11 protein-coding genes are annotated in these 16,360 nt (G+C 72.2%); 3 read left to right on the top strand and 8 right to left on the bottom strand.

The features are described from left to right. The first annotated feature begins 179 nt into the window (after positions 1–179). Positions 180–941 (top strand): MIP/aquaporin family protein, encoded by a 762-nt coding sequence (locus tag OG293_RS30905; RefSeq protein ID WP_406002056.1) that lies wholly within the window; start codon positions 180–182, stop codon positions 939–941. Positions 942–972: 31 nt separating this feature from the next. Continuing rightward, positions 973–2,487 carry a glycerol kinase GlpK gene (gene glpK / locus OG293_RS30900; protein WP_406002055.1) on the top strand — a complete coding sequence of 505 codons (1,515 nt, stop codon included), beginning with the start codon at positions 973–975 and terminating at the stop codon, positions 2,485–2,487. Positions 2,488–2,574: 87 nt separating this feature from the next. Here the strand turns inward: glpK and OG293_RS30895 are convergent, their stop codons facing one another. The 4 genes from OG293_RS30895 to OG293_RS30880 are packed head-to-tail and all read right to left on the bottom strand — an operon-like array spanning position 2,575 to position 6,801. Beyond that, positions 2,575–3,180: a GTP-binding protein gene (locus OG293_RS30895; RefSeq protein ID WP_406002054.1), complete on the bottom strand. Its 606-nt coding sequence runs from the start codon at positions 3,178–3,180 to the stop codon at positions 2,575–2,577. Beyond that, complete coding sequence (locus tag OG293_RS30890) at positions 3,161–3,565, bottom strand: DUF742 domain-containing protein (RefSeq protein ID WP_406002053.1); 405 nt, start codon at positions 3,563–3,565, stop codon at positions 3,161–3,163. Before OG293_RS30890 ends, OG293_RS30895 begins: the two co-directional genes overlap by 20 nt. A gap of 9 nt (positions 3,566–3,574) precedes the next feature. After that, a complete protein-coding gene (locus OG293_RS30885) occupies positions 3,575–4,030 on the bottom strand; it encodes a roadblock/LC7 domain-containing protein (protein WP_406002052.1) in 456 nt (151 codons plus the stop codon). After that, positions 4,027–6,801 carry a nitrate- and nitrite sensing domain-containing protein gene (locus OG293_RS30880; RefSeq protein WP_406002051.1) on the bottom strand — a complete coding sequence of 925 codons (2,775 nt, stop codon included), beginning with the start codon at positions 6,799–6,801 and terminating at the stop codon, positions 4,027–4,029. The genes OG293_RS30885 and OG293_RS30880 overlap by 4 nt, the downstream gene beginning before the upstream one ends. A gap of 429 nt (positions 6,802–7,230) precedes the next feature. Between OG293_RS30880 and OG293_RS30875 the strand changes: the two genes are divergently transcribed. Beyond that, entirely contained in the window at positions 7,231–7,674 is a 444-nt protein-coding gene (locus OG293_RS30875; RefSeq protein ID WP_406002050.1) for a hypothetical protein, read from the top strand. A 210-nt stretch (positions 7,675–7,884) separates the two neighbouring features. On the opposite strand, the gene OG293_RS30870 is transcribed toward OG293_RS30875, so the two are convergent. The 4 genes from OG293_RS30870 to OG293_RS30855 all read right to left on the bottom strand — a co-directional run bounded on the left by OG293_RS30870 (position 7,885) and on the right by OG293_RS30855 (position 16,305). Next, complete coding sequence (locus tag OG293_RS30870) at positions 7,885–12,822, bottom strand: hypothetical protein (protein ID WP_406002049.1); 4,938 nt, start codon at positions 12,820–12,822, stop codon at positions 7,885–7,887. A 33-nt stretch (positions 12,823–12,855) separates the two neighbouring features. After that, a complete protein-coding gene (locus OG293_RS30865) occupies positions 12,856–13,764 on the bottom strand; it encodes a hypothetical protein (protein WP_406002048.1) in 909 nt (302 codons plus the stop codon). Positions 13,765–13,942: 178 nt separating this feature from the next. Next, positions 13,943–15,478, bottom strand: a complete 1,536-nt coding sequence (locus OG293_RS30860; protein ID WP_406002047.1) for a hypothetical protein — start codon at positions 15,476–15,478, stop codon at positions 13,943–13,945. Positions 15,479–15,588: 110 nt separating this feature from the next. Then, positions 15,589–16,305: a GntR family transcriptional regulator gene (locus tag OG293_RS30855; protein ID WP_406002046.1), complete on the bottom strand. Its 717-nt coding sequence runs from the start codon at positions 16,303–16,305 to the stop codon at positions 15,589–15,591. Positions 16,306–16,360 lie beyond the last annotated feature (55 nt).

The following is a 16,360-nucleotide window of genomic DNA, read 5'->3' as shown; positions in this document are numbered from 1 at the left end:
CATCATGGCCGGTGAACACTGCCTCATCGTCGGCATCGCCGCACTTCGGCATGCGCGTCACGGACGCCGGGCAGAGTACGGGAATCCCCTGCCTCCCGCCGCAGCCACGCACGCCATGGAGCACGCACCCTGCACGCAGGACCGGGGCCGGGGCCCCGGGCGAGGGCCTAGGAGCCACCATGAGCAACGGAGACATATTTGTCGGTGAGGTCATCGGCACCGCGATCCTCATCCTCTTCGGCGCGGGCGTCTGCGCCGCAGTCACGCTCCATCACTCCAAAGCCCGCTCCGCGGGCTGGGTCGTGATCGCCTTCGGCTGGGGCTTCGGGGTGCTGGCCGGTGCGTACACCTCCGCGCCCCTGTCCGGCGGGCATCTCAACCCGGCCGTGACGCTCGGCGTCGCCGTCGACACCGGCGAGTGGAGCAAGGTCCCGCTCTACATCGTGGCGCAGATGGTCGGCGCCGTCCTCGGGGCCGTACTCGCCTACCTCGTCTACTTCGCGCAGTTCCGGGCCAATGCCGACGAGAGGAACGCGCAGCCCACGCTCGGGATCTTCTCCACAGCACCGGAGATCCGCAGTCCCGTCGCCAACCTGATGACGGAGACCATCGCGACCGTCGGCCTGGTCCTGCCGATTCTCGCCTTCGGCAAGAACGACGGCATAGGCATCGGCCAGATACCCGGGCAGGACGCCGGGATCTACGGATCCGGCATTTCCATCCTCCTGGTCTCACTGCTGGTCGTCGGCATCGGTCTCTCGCTCGGCGGGCCGACCGGTTACGCCGTCAACCCTGCCCGCGACCTCGGACCGCGCATCACCCACGCGCTGCTTCCGATCCCCAACAAGGGCACCTCCGACTGGGGTTACGCCTGGGTGCCGGTGGCCGGGCCCGTCATCGGCGGGCTGCTGGCCGGCCTCATCTTCAACGCAGCCTTCTAGGCCCTTTTGGCCTCATCGACAAGGGGATGTCATGACGGACAGGTTCGTCGCCGCAATCGACCAGGGCACCACGTCCAGCCGCTGCATCATCTTCAACCAGGACGGCGCGATCGTCGCCGTCGACCAGCGTGAACACCGTCAGATCTTCCCCAAGCCGGGCTGGGTGGAGCACGACGCCACCGAGATCTGGTCCAAGGTGCAGGCGGTGGTGGCGGGGGCGATCGCCAAGGCGGGGCTGCGCGCCGACCAGCTCAGCGCCCTCGGCATCACCAACCAGCGGGAGACCACGGTGCTGTGGGACCGGGCGACCGGCAAACCCGTGCACAACGCGATCGTCTGGCAGGACACCCGTACCTCAGCTCTCTGCAACGAACTGGGCGGCACGGACGGGCAGGACCGCTTCCGCGACGCGACCGGGCTGCCGCTCGCCAGCTACTTCTCCGGGCCCAAGTGCGCCTGGCTGCTCGACCACGTGCCCGGGCTGCGCAGCCGGGCCGAGCGCGGAGAAATCGCCTTCGGGACCATCGACTCCTGGCTGATCTGGAATCTCACCGGCGGCACGGAGGGCGGGGTCCACGCCACTGATGTGACCAACGCGTCGCGCACCATGCTGATGAATCTGGGGACCCTCGAATGGGACCCCACGATCCTGTCGGCGATGAACGTGCCGCAGGTGATGCTCCCGGAGATCAGGTCGTCGTCCGAGGTGTACGGGACGGCCGTCGGCCAGCTCGCGGGGGTGCCGGTGGCATCCGCGCTGGGCGATCAGCAGGCGGCCGTCTTCGGGCAGGCCTGCTACGACACGGGCACGGCCAAGAACACGTACGGCACCGGCAGTTTCCTGCTGCTGAACACCGGCAACCGGCCCGTGCCCTCCAAGAGCGGTCTGATCACCACCCTCGGCTACAAGATCGGCGACGAGAATCCGGTGTACTGCCTGGAGGGTTCGATCGCCATCACCGGTGCGCTGGTGCAGTGGTTCCGCGACCAGCTCGGCATCATCCGCAGCGCGGACGAGATCGAAACGCTGGCGGCGAGCGTGGACGACAACGGCGGGGCGTACATCGTGCCCGCGTTCTCCGGCCTGTTCGCCCCGTACTGGCGCTCCGACGCCCGCGGTGTCGTGACAGGTCTGACGCGCTACGTCACCAAGGCGCATCTGGCCCGGGCGGTGCTGGAGGCTACGAGCTGGCAGACGCGGGAGGTCGTCGACGCGATGTACCAGGACTCCGGGGTGCAGATCACCACGCTCAAGGTCGACGGCGGCATGACCGCCAACAACCTGCTGATGCAGCATCAGGCGGATGTGCTGGGGGTGCCGGTGATCCGCCCGAAGGTCTCCGAGACGACGTGTCTGGGAGCGGCGTACGCCGCCGGGCTCGCGACCGGCGTCTGGTCGGACCTCGACGAGCTGAAGACACACTGGCAGCGCGATGTGGAGTGGTCGCCGCGCATGGAGGCGGAGATCCGCGAGCGCGAGTACGACAACTGGCGCAAGGCGGTCGAGCGGAGCTTCGGCTGGGAGGAGGACGGCGGCCGGTCCTGAGCCACACCCGGCGCTCGGGACGGCCCCGCACGGCTCACGGCCCGTACCCCTGTCGGTGGGGGTACGGGCCGTGTTGGTTCGGCACCGTCAGGTCGTGGCGTGCTCGCGCTGCCGGTCGGCGCGGGTCAGGGCGTGCTCGACCACCGCGACCAGCACCTCCTTGACGGACTCCCTCTCCCGCGCGTCGCACATCAGCACGGGCACTTCGGCGTCGAGATCGAGCGCCGCCCGCACGGTTTCGCCGGGGAAACGGCCCGCCCCTTCGAAGCAGTTGACCGCGACGGTGAAGGGGATCCCGCGCCGTTCGAAGTAGTCGATGGCCGCAAAGGAGTCCTCCAGGCGACGGGTGTCGGCGAGGACGACCGCGCCGAGCGCGCCCTGTGCGAGCTCGTCCCAGAGGAACCAGAAACGGTCCTGGCCGGGGGTGCCGAAGATGTAGAGCACCAGGTCTTCGCGGAGCGTGATGCGCCCGAAGTCCATCGCGACCGTGGTGGTCTTCTTGCTCTCCACGCCCTCGAGATCGTCGACGGGCCGACCCGCCTCGCTCAGCGTCTCCTCGGTACGGAGCGGTCTGATCTCGCTGACCGCGCCCACCAGCGTTGTCTTGCCGACGCCGAATCCGCCCGCGACCAGAAGTTTCAGCGTCACGGGTTCGATGGGCGGCTTTCGGCGGCTAGAGCGCCCGAAGACCATTGATCACCTCGCGGAGAATGCTCACGTCCGGCAGCTCGGCCGGCGGAACGGGACGGGTTACATGCACCAGGGCGTCCTCAAGGAGATCGCCGACCAGGACGCGGACCACACCCACGGGAAGGTCCAGGGTGGCCGCGAGTTCGGCGATCGACTGGGGCACATCGCCACAGCGCTCGACGATCTCGACATGCTCCGGCGACAGCGACTGGTCACGGCCCGGATCGTCGGCCGCGGCCTCGGGCACGACCAGGGCGATCAGATCGAGCCGGTGACGGGTCGCGGTGCTGGTCCGGCCGCGGGTCATGGCGTACGGACGGACCACGGGGCCCGCGTCCGCGTCGAAGAAGTGGTGCGGACTGCGAGCATACTGAGCCGAGTCACTCATGCCGGCCACTCATCCTCCGGCGGTCTGACCGGTCCGGGGAGCGGTGGCCAGGTGCACTCCGACCCGCTTGACCATGAGCGTCATCTCATATGCCACCTGGCCGACGTCGGAGTCCGCGTCGGCGAGGACGGCCAGACAGCTGCCGTCGCCCGCCGCCGTGACGAAGAGGAACGCCTCGTCGAGTTCCACGACGGTCTGACGGACCCGGCCGGCCTCGAAGTGGCGGCCGACGCCCTTGGCGAGGCTGTGGAACCCGGAGGCGACGGCGGCGAGATGCTCGCTGTCCTCGCGGGTGAGCTCCCTGGAGGTGCCGGTGGCCAGGCCGTCGCCGGAGAGCACGAGTGCCTTCTGGATGCTGCGGACCCGGTCGACCAGTTCGTCGAGAAGCCAGTTGAGCTCGCCGCCGGTCCTGGCGGCCTGCGTGCCTCCCATGGCGTTGGTTGCTGCGGCGTGCGGTGCGGTCATCGACCGTCCCCCTCAAATCTCGTTCGTGGTGCTGTCTCGCCGGGGCCGGTGGCCTGGTCGGTGGCCTCGGCCTCTTCGGCGTTCTGGCGGCGGCCGCGCTGCCAGCCTCGTTGCATGGAGGCCATACGGCTGCGTACTTGTTCCGCGTCGCGCTCGACGTCCCCTCCCGAGGCCGGGTGCGGCTGCCGGTCGGCCGCGGCCGAGTCCCTGAGCTGGTGCGCGAGGCTCGCCTGGCGCACACGGCGGGGCAGTCCGTCGACCGGGGCGGGTGCCGGGCCGGCGGGCGACTGCCGGCCGGGAACCGGCGCGGGACCCGGTGTCGCCGGCTCGGGGGCGGGTCCGGGTTCGGGACCCGGCTCCGGAGCCTGGCGGGGCTCCGGCGCGGGCGCGAGCGCGGGCTCGGCGAATGCCGGACCGGGCGCCGCGGTGGAACGGCCGGGGTCGGGGGCCGGAGCGGGGTGTGTACGACCCTGCTCGTCCACCCGGCGGCCGTGGTCCGTGACCAGGGTCGGCGGCCTGCGGCGGGGCAGTGGCACCGGGCCCGAATTCCGTTCGGACGTCTGGTCGAGTGCCTGCTGATGCTGCTCGTCCGGCGTGGGACGGCGGCGCTCACGGGCGCGGGCGCGGAAGATCCCGCCGCGCTCGCTCTCCGTGTCCTCGAGATCGGATGCGGCGTCCACCGCGCCGCGGACAAGCCGGTCGTCGAAGCCCAGGGCGCCGACGGGGGCCTCCAGTTCGACGGGGCCGTCGAGCGCTGCCGGGCCACCGAGGTGGGTCGGAACCTTGGCGAGCGCCGAAAGCCTTCCGTCGCTGCCGCGCCGGCCGGCCGCGCTCTCGCTCTTGCGGTCGAGCCGGAAGCCGGTGCCCTGGGTCTCGGGGGCTTCGGTGAGCAGGGCCGCGGGGATGAAGACGACGGCGGTGGTGCCGCCGTACGGCGAGGGCTGGAGCGAGACCCGGACGTTCTGGCGCTGGGCGAGCCTGCTGACGACGAAAAGGCCGAGCCGGTCGGTGTCCGACAGTTCGAACTCGGGGGTCTCGGCGAGCCGCAGGTTGGCGTCGAGCAGCAACTCGGGGGCCATACCGAGGCCGCGGTCGTGGATTTCGAGGGTGAAGCCGTTGGCGACCCGCTCACCGTGCACCTGGACGCCGGTGTGCGGGGGCGAGAACACCGTGGCGTTCTCCAGGAGTTCGGCGATGAGGTGGGTGAGGTCGGCGACGGCGGGTCCGCCGACCCCGATCCTGGGCAGTCGGCGCACCTCGATGCGCTCGTAGTCCTCGACCTCGGCGACCGCGGCCCGCACGACATCCATGAGCTGGATCGGCTTGCGCCACTGACGGGAAGGGGCGGCTCCGGAGAGGATCACCAGGCCCTCGGCATGCCGGCGCATGCGGGTCGTGAGGTGGTCCAGGCGGAAGAGGTCCGCGAGCTCCTCGGTGTCCTCGGTGCGGCGCTCCATGGTGTCCAGGAGCGTGAGCTGGCGGTGCAGCAGGACCTGGTTGCGGCGGGCGAGGTTGACGAAGACCTCGGAGACTCCGCGGCGCATGTCGGCCTGCCGGACGGCCGCCTCGACAGCGGCCCGCTGGAGGGTGTTGAGCGCCTGGCCCGCCTGACCGATCTCGTCCTTGTCGTACTCAAGGCGCGGCGCCTCGGTCTCGACGTCGACATGCTCACCGGCGGCGAGCCTGCGCATCACGCTCGGCAGGCGTACGCCGGAGACCTCATGGGCCTCCTTGCGGAGCCGGGAGAGATCGCGGACGAGGTCACGGCCGATGCGTACGGAGACGATCACCGAGACGAGGAGGGCGAGGAAGCCGAGGACGCCGGCGACGCCCGCCTTGACGAAGACGCTGTACGCGGCGGGCTCGACCCGGTCCTCGTAGCGGTTGCCCGATTCCTTGGCCTCACGGGTCAGGTCTTCGAGGACAGGTGTTGCGGCCGACATCCAGCGTGCCGCTTCGGAGGCACTCGTCTTTGTGTCGGGGCCCGCCTCGATCAGACGTTCCTCAAGGGCGCGCAGCGGCGCGGTCTGCGGACTGCGCCAGTACTGCTGATAGATCTCGCGTTCCTTGGCGGGCAGGACTTCGAGATTGGACTCGTAGTACAGCTTGCGGTTGGCGACGAAATCGGAAAGCGCGCGGACCTCGTCGGCGGTGATTTTGCCGGTGGTCAGCGAGGAGGCGATCAGGGCGTCCTCGCGGGAGAGCATCTCCATGGCTCGGGCGAGTCCGACGAGGGCGCGGCCCTGCCGTTCCATCTCGACGTCGTCGAGGCCGTGAAGCGTCGTGAGGAAGCCGAAGCCGGGGTCGATGATGCGGTTGTAGAACTCCTGGGCCTGGTCGCGCGAGAGAGTGCCCGCCTCGACCGAACGGCGCAGGGCGCTCAGGCCGTCGAGCCCCTCGATCAGCGACCGCAGCTTGCGGGCGGAGTCGGCGCGCAGATCGTCGCTGACTCCGGTCCTGCCCATGCTGGCCCGGATCTCGGCGACCGCCTTGTCGGTGGCCTCGCGCCGGCTGCGCAGAGAGGGCAGTGCGTCGGAAGCCCGCCGGTCGGCCAGGTAGATGAGCGTCTGGCGGCGTTCCTTCTGAACGACGCCGAGGGCGTCCGCGACCGGATCGCCGATCTGCTCGACGACCGAGCTGACCTTGAGGAGTTCATTGGCTTCCTGACCGGTCAGTACGGTGGCAAAGCCCCAGAGGGCGGTCAGGGAGAAGAGGGGCACGAGCAGCAACGCCACGATCTTCCGGCGGATGGACGTCCCGCGAAAGCGCATGGCCTCCCCCTGCTCATCCCCGCCCGGTGCGGGAGGTGTTCCGTCAACAAACGCGCGTGAGCCTACTACTGTCACACTGACAACTCGAAGGCACGTCCGGACGATTTTCAGCCGAGGCCAGACGTGTTGATCACGGGATGTCCTGGTATTCGGGGAGATGGCATTCCCGGGTGTGTCGGAGCACACCTGGCGGCACGTCATTTTTCGGACCGCCCGAGATGGCTGGAATTCTTCGCTTCGCGGGAATCATCGGGCCCGCTCATTCGTCTGTATGTACGGGGGCACGGGGGTTCGTCCGGCGAGAGCGCACTGACCACATGCGACGCGTCTCGGCCGAGACCGGTCCGCACGCGTTGCGGCGACCGGAGTAGAGCGGCGGCATCCGGGCACCCACCCTGAAGACGGACAGAGGTGGGGAGTGACAGGTCCATGGACACGGACGAGCGTCGCGGTGCGGTGCAGGCGGCGGATCACGCGGATGAACCGCGGCAGCTCTGGGTGGAGGAGCCTGCGGTGCGGCGACGCATGGCCGATCCGGTCCGCACGGCGGCCGTGCGCGCGGTGATCATCGCGTCGCTGACGCTGATTCAGGCGATGATCGCCTTTCTCTGCACGCTGGCCGGGTCGTGGCTGGCGTTTCCGATGGTGCTCAGCAGTGTGGGAAGCACCGTGGTGGCGACCTGGGCGGTGCTGGACGTCTGGGTGACCCGGCAGGTGTGGAACCAGCGTCACGGCGTGGTGTCGATACCGAGCAGCACGGCGCGCGCCCTGCGCCGTGAGCGCCGCTGGGCACGCCGCACGGCCCGCGCGGCGGCCCGCCAGAGCGCGCGAATACGGCGACGGGAGGGGGCGGGGCGGCTTTCTCAGGCGTGAGCGGACACGGGGCGGGCCGGGAAGTCGGGCCGTGACGGCCCAGGACCGGCCTGGCCCCGATCCGGTCCGCCGCGTGCCGAAGGCCCGCCCTGGCACGGAGCCCGGACCGAGTGGCCGAAGGGCCCGCCCCGGCACCAGGCGCTCGCCCGTGCGAACGAGGGCCCGGTGTAGGCCGGGCCGTCGTTCGAGTGGGGGCGCAGGTACCGCCGCTCAGGCGGTCCGGTCCGTCGGCCGTGGCCCCGGCTGAGGCTCCGCCGGGAGCGGCTGCGGCTCCGACCCCGGCGGGAGCAGGGTCCGCTTGAACATCCGCGTCGCGGTGATCTCGCCGTGGACGGTCTCGCCCGAGGGATCCTGCTGCGGCAGACCGGGCCGCAGATGCTCCTCGACGCTGATGTACTTCAGCCCCGCGCGCAGATCCGCGTCATTGCGCAACCGGATCACCAGCGGGAACTCGGCGAGCGCCGTCGTGTCGAACAGCCCTGTCGTGTACAGCAGCTGGACGCCCAGCGCGTCGGAGACGGCGCGCTGGAGCTCCAGCAGATACGTCGCGTTGGCCCGGCCGATCGGGTTGTCGAGAAACAGCGTGCCGGCGTGCCGGTGCTTGTCCCTGCCGCGGTCGTTGCTGCGGAGCGCGGCCATCGTGCAGTACAGGGCGATGGCCGCCGTCAGCAGCTGACCGCCGGAGAAGACGTCGCCCATCTGCCCGACCGACACCCGCTCGGCGCGCAGCACGGCGTCCGGCTTGAGGATCTCGACGGCGACGCCTTTCGGCTCCAGGGCCGCTTGAACAGCCCGTAGCAGGAGGGACATTCCGTCCCGCCGCCCCTCTCCGTAAGCCGCGGCGGAGTTCTTCTTCACGGCGGCCCGGGTGGCCTCGTCGATGACCTCGCCGAGCCGCTCGGCGAGCGTCGCCTGGTCCGGCTCCTCGAAGCGGATCCGCAGGAATTCCTGCCCGGACCACTCGCCGAGCCCCTCGGGGAGGCGGGAGAGCCGCTGCGCGGAGCGGAGCGTGGTGAGGGCGGACTCCACGAGGCCGCGCAGCCGGTCGACGATGGTGTCGCGGTTGCGCTCCAACTGGGCGAGCTCGTCCGTCAGTACGCGCAGCCGGGGCGCGAACGCCTCGGCCCACTTCGCCGCGTGCTCGGGCAACGAGGCGGCCGGCAGCTCCCGGATCTGCTGGCGGGCGGGGGTGCGCACCTGCTCGTACCGGGTGGAGTTGGCGTGCCGTACGAGAATGTCGCTCGCTTCCCGCACGGACGCCTCGGCGGCGGACAGGTCGGTGGCACAGCCGCGCAGTGAGCGGCGGGCCTCCGCGGCGGAGTGCCGGGCCTCCTCCAGGGTGCCGGGGTACGGCTCGGGGGCTTGCGGCACGTCCTCGTCGTGGTGCTCCCTCAGCAGGTCGCGCAGGAGGGCGGCCGTCTCGTCGAAGCCTCCTGCCGCGTCCTCGGCTGCCCGGTGCCCCTGGAGCAGACCGCTGTGCGCGGCGCGGGCCGTCTCCAGCGCGTCCGTACGGGCGGCCAGTTCGGCGGTGGCGGTACGGAGCAGGGCCTGGGCCTGCTCGGCGTCGGCCGGGACCAGTTCGGCGGGAAGTGCGGTGTGCGCCTCGCCGTCGGCCGGAGCCAGCCGCTCGGCCTCGCCACGGAGCCGGCCCAGCTTCTCGCTCGCCTCCGACGCACGCGACTCCAGCATCTGCACGAGGGACTCGGCGCGGGCCGCCGCCGCCTGGCGGGAGGGACCGTCGGCTCCGTCGGTGCCTTCGAGAAGCTGCGCTGCACGGGTGCGCACCTTGTTGGTGAGCCGGTCCAGCTCGGCGAGGGCGGCGCTCTCGTCGCTCTCCGCGCGGGCCTGCTCGGCACGGAGGTCCGCGCCGACGCCCACCTTCTCGTACAGCTGGGAGGCGGCGCGGTAGGCCTCGCGCAGGGCGGGCAGCGAGGAACGCTGGGCGTTCGGCTCCCCGTTCCCGTCGCCCTCGGCCAGGGTTTCGGGTGCGCCGGCGATCTCGGCACGCTCGGCACGGAGCGCGCGGGCGGTACGACGGGCGTCGTCCCCGGCGCGCTGTGCGGCACGGCGGTCCTCGTCGGCGGCCTTCGCCCGCTCCAGGCACGTCGTGGCCCGTGCCTCGGACTCGGCGGCGTCGTCGGCCAGTTCGCGCAGCTTCACCTGCCAGCCCGCGCGCTCGCGGAGCCGGAAGGCAAGGCCCGCGAGGGCGTCGGCGGCACGACGGGCGCGCTGTGCCGCCTCCTGGCGCTCGTCACGGACGCGGGCCGCGTCGGCGGCGGCCTCGTCGGCTTCCGCGCGGGCGGTACGGGCTTCGGCGAGTGCCTCCTGCGCCTCCTCGGCGGCCTCGCGCGCGGACCGGGAGCCCTGGGCGAGCTCGGCGAGCATGCCGGGCGGGCAGTCCGCGCGCCACGAACCGAGGCGGGCGGCGAGCGAACGGTCCCCGGCGAGCCGGGCGGCGAGCGAACGGATCTCCTCGTCCCGCTCGGTCGCCCGTGCGCGCAGTGCCTGCCGCTCCTCGTCGGCGGCGTGCTCGTCGTGCATGGCCGGGTTCGGCGGTACGAGGAACACATCCCCTTCCTCGCCTCCGGTGCCCGGTCCGGGCACCGGCGCGAGCAGCGCGGCGGATGTGCCGACCGCCACGGCGGAGCGGGGCAGGAGCGCGGCACCGGCGAGGACTTCGCGGGCACGGGCGTGCGAGGCCGGGTCGGTGATCACTACGCCGTCGACGAGTTCGGGCCGGGCGGCCAGGACGGCGGCGTGGTCGGCCGGGTCGACGGCCTGGGCGAGGTAGCGCCAGCCGGGAAGGGCGGGGATGCCGTGCTCGCCGAGGTGTTCGACGGTCGCGAGGACGTCGGGGCCGGGAGGCAGCAGTCCGCCGTCGCCGAGTGCGCCGAGGATGCGGGCGTCGTCGGCTGCGGCGGTGCGCAGATCGAACAGCTGCCGCTCGGCGGAGGCGACGTACTGGTCGAGCAACTCGCGCAGTTCGTCGGCGTACCGGTCGAGCTCGTCTGCGGTGAGGGGGCCTTCGGCCGTACGCAGGGGTGCGGAGGCGGCTCCGGCGCGCCCGCCGAAGGGGACGGCCGAGCCGAGTCCCGCAGCCTCCTGTCCGCCGGCCGGACCGTGGCCCGCGTCCACGCTGTCGCCCGCGTCCACGCTTTCGCCCGCGCCCGTGGCGTGCGCCCGGCTCCGGTCGTCCGGCGTGCCGAAGCCGCCCTCGACCGTTGCTCCGCCCGACGGCCAACTGGCTTCCCGGGGCCCGTCAGCCGCTCCGCTCCGCGGCGACGGCACCGCCGCACGCACGGTCTTCGGCAGGCTCAGCAGGTCCGCCAGGCGATCGTCCCGCGCGATGGAGTCCGCCGCACGGCGCTCCGCCTCGTAGGCGTTCTCCGCGGCCTCGGCAGCGTCCGAGGCCCGTGCGGCGGACAGTTCCGCGCGGGACTCCGCCGCAGCCGCGTCACGGGCACGGTCGGCCGTCGTGCGGCCTGCCTCGCGTGCCGCGTCCCAGGCCGCGACCGCCGTCTTCTCGGCGTCGCTGGCGGCCAGCGCGGCGCGCGCCGGGTCGGCGTCGGGGGCGCTGTCGTCGAGCCATCCGGCCCGTACCGCCTCGGCCGTCTCCTGCTCGACCTCGTTCAGCCGCTGCCGGAGATGGCCGATCTCACTGCGGGCACGCTGTGCTTCCGTGGCGGCTGCCGTCGCGTCGCGATGGGCCGCTTCCCCGGCCTCCTGGAGGGCCCCGGACCGCTCCTCGTGCTCGTTGGCCAGCCGCTCGCCCTCCTCTGCGGCCGAGTGCAGCGCACGGACGAGATCGGCGGCGGCCGTGGCGCGGGCGGCGAGCGCCGGGGCTGCGTCGCGCTCGGCCTCGCGGATCGCCGCGGCCACGCGTGCGGAGCGGTCCCCGGCGGCGCGGTGCCGCAGGACGGCCTCCGCCGCCTGCCATGCGGCGTGCAGGGTGCGCGCGTCGGTGAGCTCGCGCCGCTGGGCGGCGGCCCCCTTCTCGGCGGCTGTGAGCGCCAAGGAGGCGTTCCGGTAGGCCAGTTCGGCCGCGATCAGCGATGTGCGGCTGCGGGCCTGTTCGGCCTCGGTGACCGTATGGGCAGCGGCGGTGACCTGCTCGGCGAACTCGGCCGTACGGCCCCGCTCCTGCGCCGCGCGTGCGGAGAGCCGGCGGGCGAGGGTACGCGTACGCCGCTCGGCGCCCGCGTGGATGTCCCGGGCCCGGGTCCGGGTCCCGGCCGCGTCCACGATGCGGCCCAGCAGATCGACCGAACCGGCCGTGAAGTCGCGCTCCGCGGTCAGTTCGGCCCGGCGGCCCAGTTTGTTGCCGAAGCTGCTGACGAGGTCGGCGAGCCCGTCCGTGTCGCGGGTGTCGGTGACGGCGCGCAGCAGCAGATCGGTGAAGTCGGAGTCCTTCTTGACCGCGAAGAGCCCGGCCGCCTCGCCTTCGTCGGCGTTCATCTCACGCTGGTAGCGGAACAGTTCGGGGTCGAGCCCGACGTCGCCGAGGTGCTCGTTCCAGCGGTCGTGGATCTCCTCCCAGTACACGTCGAGGTGCGGATATGCCTTGCCCGCCTCGGTGATGGCGTCACGGAAGCCCTTCATCGTGCGGCGGCGGCCCTGCGCGCCGGACGCGCCCTCCACCTGCGGGCGGACGGCGGTGGATTCGGCGACCGGCAGCGAGTCGAGGCTGAGCCCCGGGCCGGGCCGGAAGGAGTACCAGGCTTCGGCGAACTTCCGCGGATCGTTGGAGACCTGCCGCCCGCGCCACTCGCTGACCTTGCCGACGACCACCAGCTCGCCGGTGAGCGTGTGCTGCCACTCCAGGGCGACGTGTCCGCAGTCGTCGGCGAGGAGGAACTTGCGCAGCACGCCGGAACTGGCGCCGCCGAGGGTGTTGCGGTGTCCGGGCAGCATCACCGAGAAGATCAGCTTGAGGAGGACGGACTTGCCGCCGCCGTTCTCCAGGAAGAGCACGCCCGCCGGGGCGGGGCGGCGGGGCGGGCCGACCGGCTCATCTTCGAAGAACTCCGCCTGGGTGGGGGCGGGGTGGGGCACCGGTTCGCCGACTCCCCGCAGGTCCAGCACGGTGTCGGCATAGCGCGCACCGGCGGGCCCGATGGAGTAGAGGCGTACCCGGGACAGCTCGTACATGGCGGCGGACTCTCGTCGGTGTCAGTTGGAGGATCAGGCGTGGAAGGGCAGGCCGGCGTCGGCGGCCAGCTCCAGGTCGTCCGCGTCGGACGGCGGCACGAGGCTTGCGCTGCCGTCGCTGACCGGTACGACGCCCAGTTCGAGCAGTTCGGCCATGGCCGCGCTGCCGGCCATGTCGCGGACCTGGAGCTGGTAGCGGGCGGTGGTGCGGTACGCGCCTCCCGCGTCGTCGCCGGTGCGCTGCAGGAAGCCGGAGTCGGTGAGGAAGGCGACGGCCTTGCCGACGATGCCGGTGGTGGATCCGGCGAGGCGGCGTGCGTCCTTGGTGGCGCCGGTGGCGCTGCGCCGGGCGTAGATCCGCCAGGCGGCCTCCAGGCCGGGGGCGTCGGTGGCGGGGTCGGTGTTCTGGCCCTGCTCGTCGGCGCGCTCCTCCAGGCGGCGACACGCCTGGCGCACGAACGCGTCGACGCCGTTGACCGTGAGGCGGCCGATGTACCCGTCGTCGGCCAGGTCCTCGGGGCGGGGGAACGCCATGGCGGCGACCGCGAGATGGGCCAGGCCGTGCAGGAAACGGTCCGCCGAGTCGGCGGACGCGCGGCGGGCGTAGTCCCCCATGCGGACGGCGAAGACGGAGTCCTCACCGGCGGCAACGGCCATGCCGGCGCGGGGCGAGACTTCGAGGACGACGAGACCGAGGCCGGTGGCGATGGCGTCGGCGAGCCGGGCGAAGGGGGCGTCTTCGCGGTAGCGCCGGAGCAGTTCGGCGTATTCGGCGTCGCGTGCGGGGAGCAGCTTGGGCTGAAGGCCGAACGAGACGAGCCGTGCGGCGTCGGCGGCGTCGGCGGGCGTGACGGTGTGACCCGTGGCCGGGGTGGGTGGTGCGGCGGCCTCATGGGTGTCCGCTTCGCGCCGGGTGGGCGGGGCGAGGGGGTACTCGGTCACGGGTGCTCCTGCGGATGGACGAGGCGAATGCGGGTGGGGCGGGAGTGGGAGCGCGTGCGGCGGATCCGTTCGCTGTACCGTCCGTTCCCCGGTCGGGGCTGCGCGCCGGACCCCCGGACGCCCTTCGGGCGGGTCCTCGATCCCCGGACGGGCCCGGTCAGCGCCCCGGTTCCCGTACTCACGCCGCCTCCGTGCGGTCCGCCGCCATGCCCGCCGCGTCCAGCAGGGCCGTGCCCACGATCAGGTCCGCGCCGCCGAATTCGGGGTCGTCCAGTTCGGTGCCGTCGTCGACGGCGAACAGCAGCCGTTCCTCGCCCTGCCGGTAGGCGGTGCCCACCGGGGGGCTCGCGGCGTGGATGGCCAGCAGGGCGACGAGGTAGGGCAGTTCGGGATCGCGGCGGCGGGCCTCGGCGAGCAGGCCGGAGAGGCGGCGCGGCGCGTCGTGCTCCAGGTCGAGCAGTTCCATCGCACTCGCCAGTTGCTCCTCGCTGAAGCGGCTGTCGTCGGGCGTGGCGATCAGATCAGGTTCGGGCATCTCCGCGCCCAGGTGCTCGCGCTCCACGGGCGGGGTGAGCAGTATGTCGACGAGATCGCCGACCCGCACGGACGAGGGCGTGCGCAGCCCGGTCCCGCGGGCGAAGAACGCGTCGGTGACGCGGATCGCCGCCTCCACGGGGAGTGGCAGCAGGGGAGCCACCATCTGTCCGTACAGATCGAGTCCGGTGCGCGCGGTCGGGCGGGCGAAGGCCTGGCGGTCCTGTTCGGCGCGGAAGAGCGGGCCCGCTTCGAGCAGCCGGGACTGGAGCTGGGTGTGGCGGCGGATGCAGTCCTTGACGATGTCCACGAGCTCGGCGGCGCGCCGCTTGTGCTCCGGGTCCTCGGCCTCGTCGCGTGCCTTGCGGATGTTCGTCAGGATCGCGTTCTCGTGGCGGTAGCGGTCGGCGACATGGTCGAGCGCCTCGGCGATCATGTCCGGGACGGCGTTCAGCCAGTCGACGGCCCGGACATTGCGGCGGGTCGCCTCCAGGGTCCTGCGCAGCGTCTCGGCGTACTGAACGGTCCGGTACCTGGCCTGCTCTGCGGCGAGCTGGGCGTCGGCGAGCCGGCCCCGGCTGATCAGGACCTCCAGCTTCACCTCGGCCGCGATCTGGGCGCTGGTGACGTCCGTGTCCAGCGCGCCGACCAGGACGTTGACCGCTTCGTCGGTGGTGCGGAGATAAACCGTGCCGCCGTATCCCGGGACTTCCTCGATGAGTTTGAAGTCGTAGTCGCGCCGGGTGTAGACGCCGTCGGGCCCGAAGGTGCCGTAGACCGCGCGGAATCCGCGGTCCACGCTGCCGACGTTGATCAGGTTCTCCAGCACCCAGCGGGCGACGCGCTCGTGCTCGGCGGCCGGTCGCCGCGGAGCCTGGGCGGCGACCCGCGGGAGGAGCCGCGCCACTATCTGGTCGTGGTCGGCGCCGGTGTCGAAGTCCATGTTGAGGGTGACCAGGTCGATGGCCGCGAGGGCGACCTCGGCCATCGCGTACACCGTGTACTCGCCGGCGAGATTCGCCTTGCGGGTGTCGAGGTCGTGCAGCGGGGCGGTGCATGCGAGCGCGCGCAGGCGCCGCGCCAGCCCTTCGTCGGCGGCCGGGCCCTGCGCGGGCCGCGGCCCCGCGCTGAGCTGGGGCGGAACGAATTCCGTCGAGGCAGTCGGGACAGGCGAAGTCACGGTGCACAGATTAGGTCCTCGCACCGACAACGGTCGAAACGGCGCAGAAGCGACCGTCCGGCTACGCTCCGTCCCGAGCCGCCCGGCGCCCTTCTCCCCCTGGAGCTCCGCTACGCGCCGTCCGCGTCCTCGTCCGCGACGAGATGCGCGTATGTCTGCACCATCCGGGTGCGCGAGTCGTCGAGGTACTCGGCGAGCAGCCGCTCGGCGCCGGTCCGGTCGCCTGCCCGCAGCGCCTCGAGGATGGCCCGGTTGCGTACGAGATAGGGCTGGTGGAGGCGGCGCGGGTCGTCCACCACATGGAAGGCGAGCCGCAGCTCGGCCAGCACACTGCGCATCAGCTCGTCGGTGCGGGCGCTGCCTGCGAGGGCCACGAGTTCGCGGTGGAAGTGGATGTTGGCGGTGGACACACCCTTCCAGTCCTTCACGCGCTCCGCCCGCTCGCCGCCCGCGACGGCCGCTTCGAGCTGGTCGAGGGCGTACGGAGGGTCGCCGAGACCGTGGACGACGGCGCATTCGACGAGCAGCCGGGTGCGGTAGATGTCCACGACGTCCTGGACGGCGAGCATCCGGACGAACACGCCCCGGTTGAGCTCGTGGACGAGCAGCCGCTCGTGGGTGAGCAGCCGGAACGCCTCCCGAAGGGTGTTGCGCGAGACACCGAGCGCCTTGCCGATGCTGTCCTCCGACAGGCGTTCGCCCGGCGGAAAATAGCCCTCGGCGATGCGGGTGCGCAGGATGTCGGCGACCCTCTCCGCCGTGCTGGTGCGGCCCAACAGCGGGCGGTCGTCCGCCAGTCCGCCGGTCCCGGGCTCCGTCGTCCCCACAATGCCTCTCTCCCCCGTCGGCCACCGGCGCCGACGTGCGAACTCCATCGTAGAA

The organism is Streptomyces sp. NBC_00829 (assembly GCF_045161795.1).
In the GTDB taxonomy this organism is placed as follows: Bacteria; Actinomycetota; Actinomycetes; order Streptomycetales; family Streptomycetaceae; genus Streptomyces.
The sequence above is the reverse complement of the archived record's forward strand: the minus strand, read 5'-3'. Positions and strand labels throughout refer to the sequence as shown.

Coding starts and splice junctions, on each gene's coding strand:
- OG293_RS30905 (WP_406002056.1), top strand. CDS start 180: ATGAGCAACGGAGACATATTTGTCGGTGAGGTCATCGGCACCGCGATC.
- glpK (WP_406002055.1), top strand. CDS start 973: ATGACGGACAGGTTCGTCGCCGCAATCGACCAGGGCACCACGTCCAGC.
- OG293_RS30895 (WP_406002054.1), bottom strand. CDS start 3,180: ATGGTCTTCGGGCGCTCTAGCCGCCGAAAGCCGCCCATCGAACCCGTG.
- OG293_RS30890 (WP_406002053.1), bottom strand. CDS start 3,565: ATGAGTGACTCGGCTCAGTATGCTCGCAGTCCGCACCACTTCTTCGAC.
- OG293_RS30885 (WP_406002052.1), bottom strand. CDS start 4,030: ATGACCGCACCGCACGCCGCAGCAACCAACGCCATGGGAGGCACGCAG.
- OG293_RS30880 (WP_406002051.1), bottom strand. CDS start 6,801: ATGCGCTTTCGCGGGACGTCCATCCGCCGGAAGATCGTGGCGTTGCTG.
- OG293_RS30875 (WP_406002050.1), top strand. CDS start 7,231: ATGGACACGGACGAGCGTCGCGGTGCGGTGCAGGCGGCGGATCACGCG.
- OG293_RS30870 (WP_406002049.1), bottom strand. CDS start 12,822: ATGTACGAGCTGTCCCGGGTACGCCTCTACTCCATCGGGCCCGCCGGT.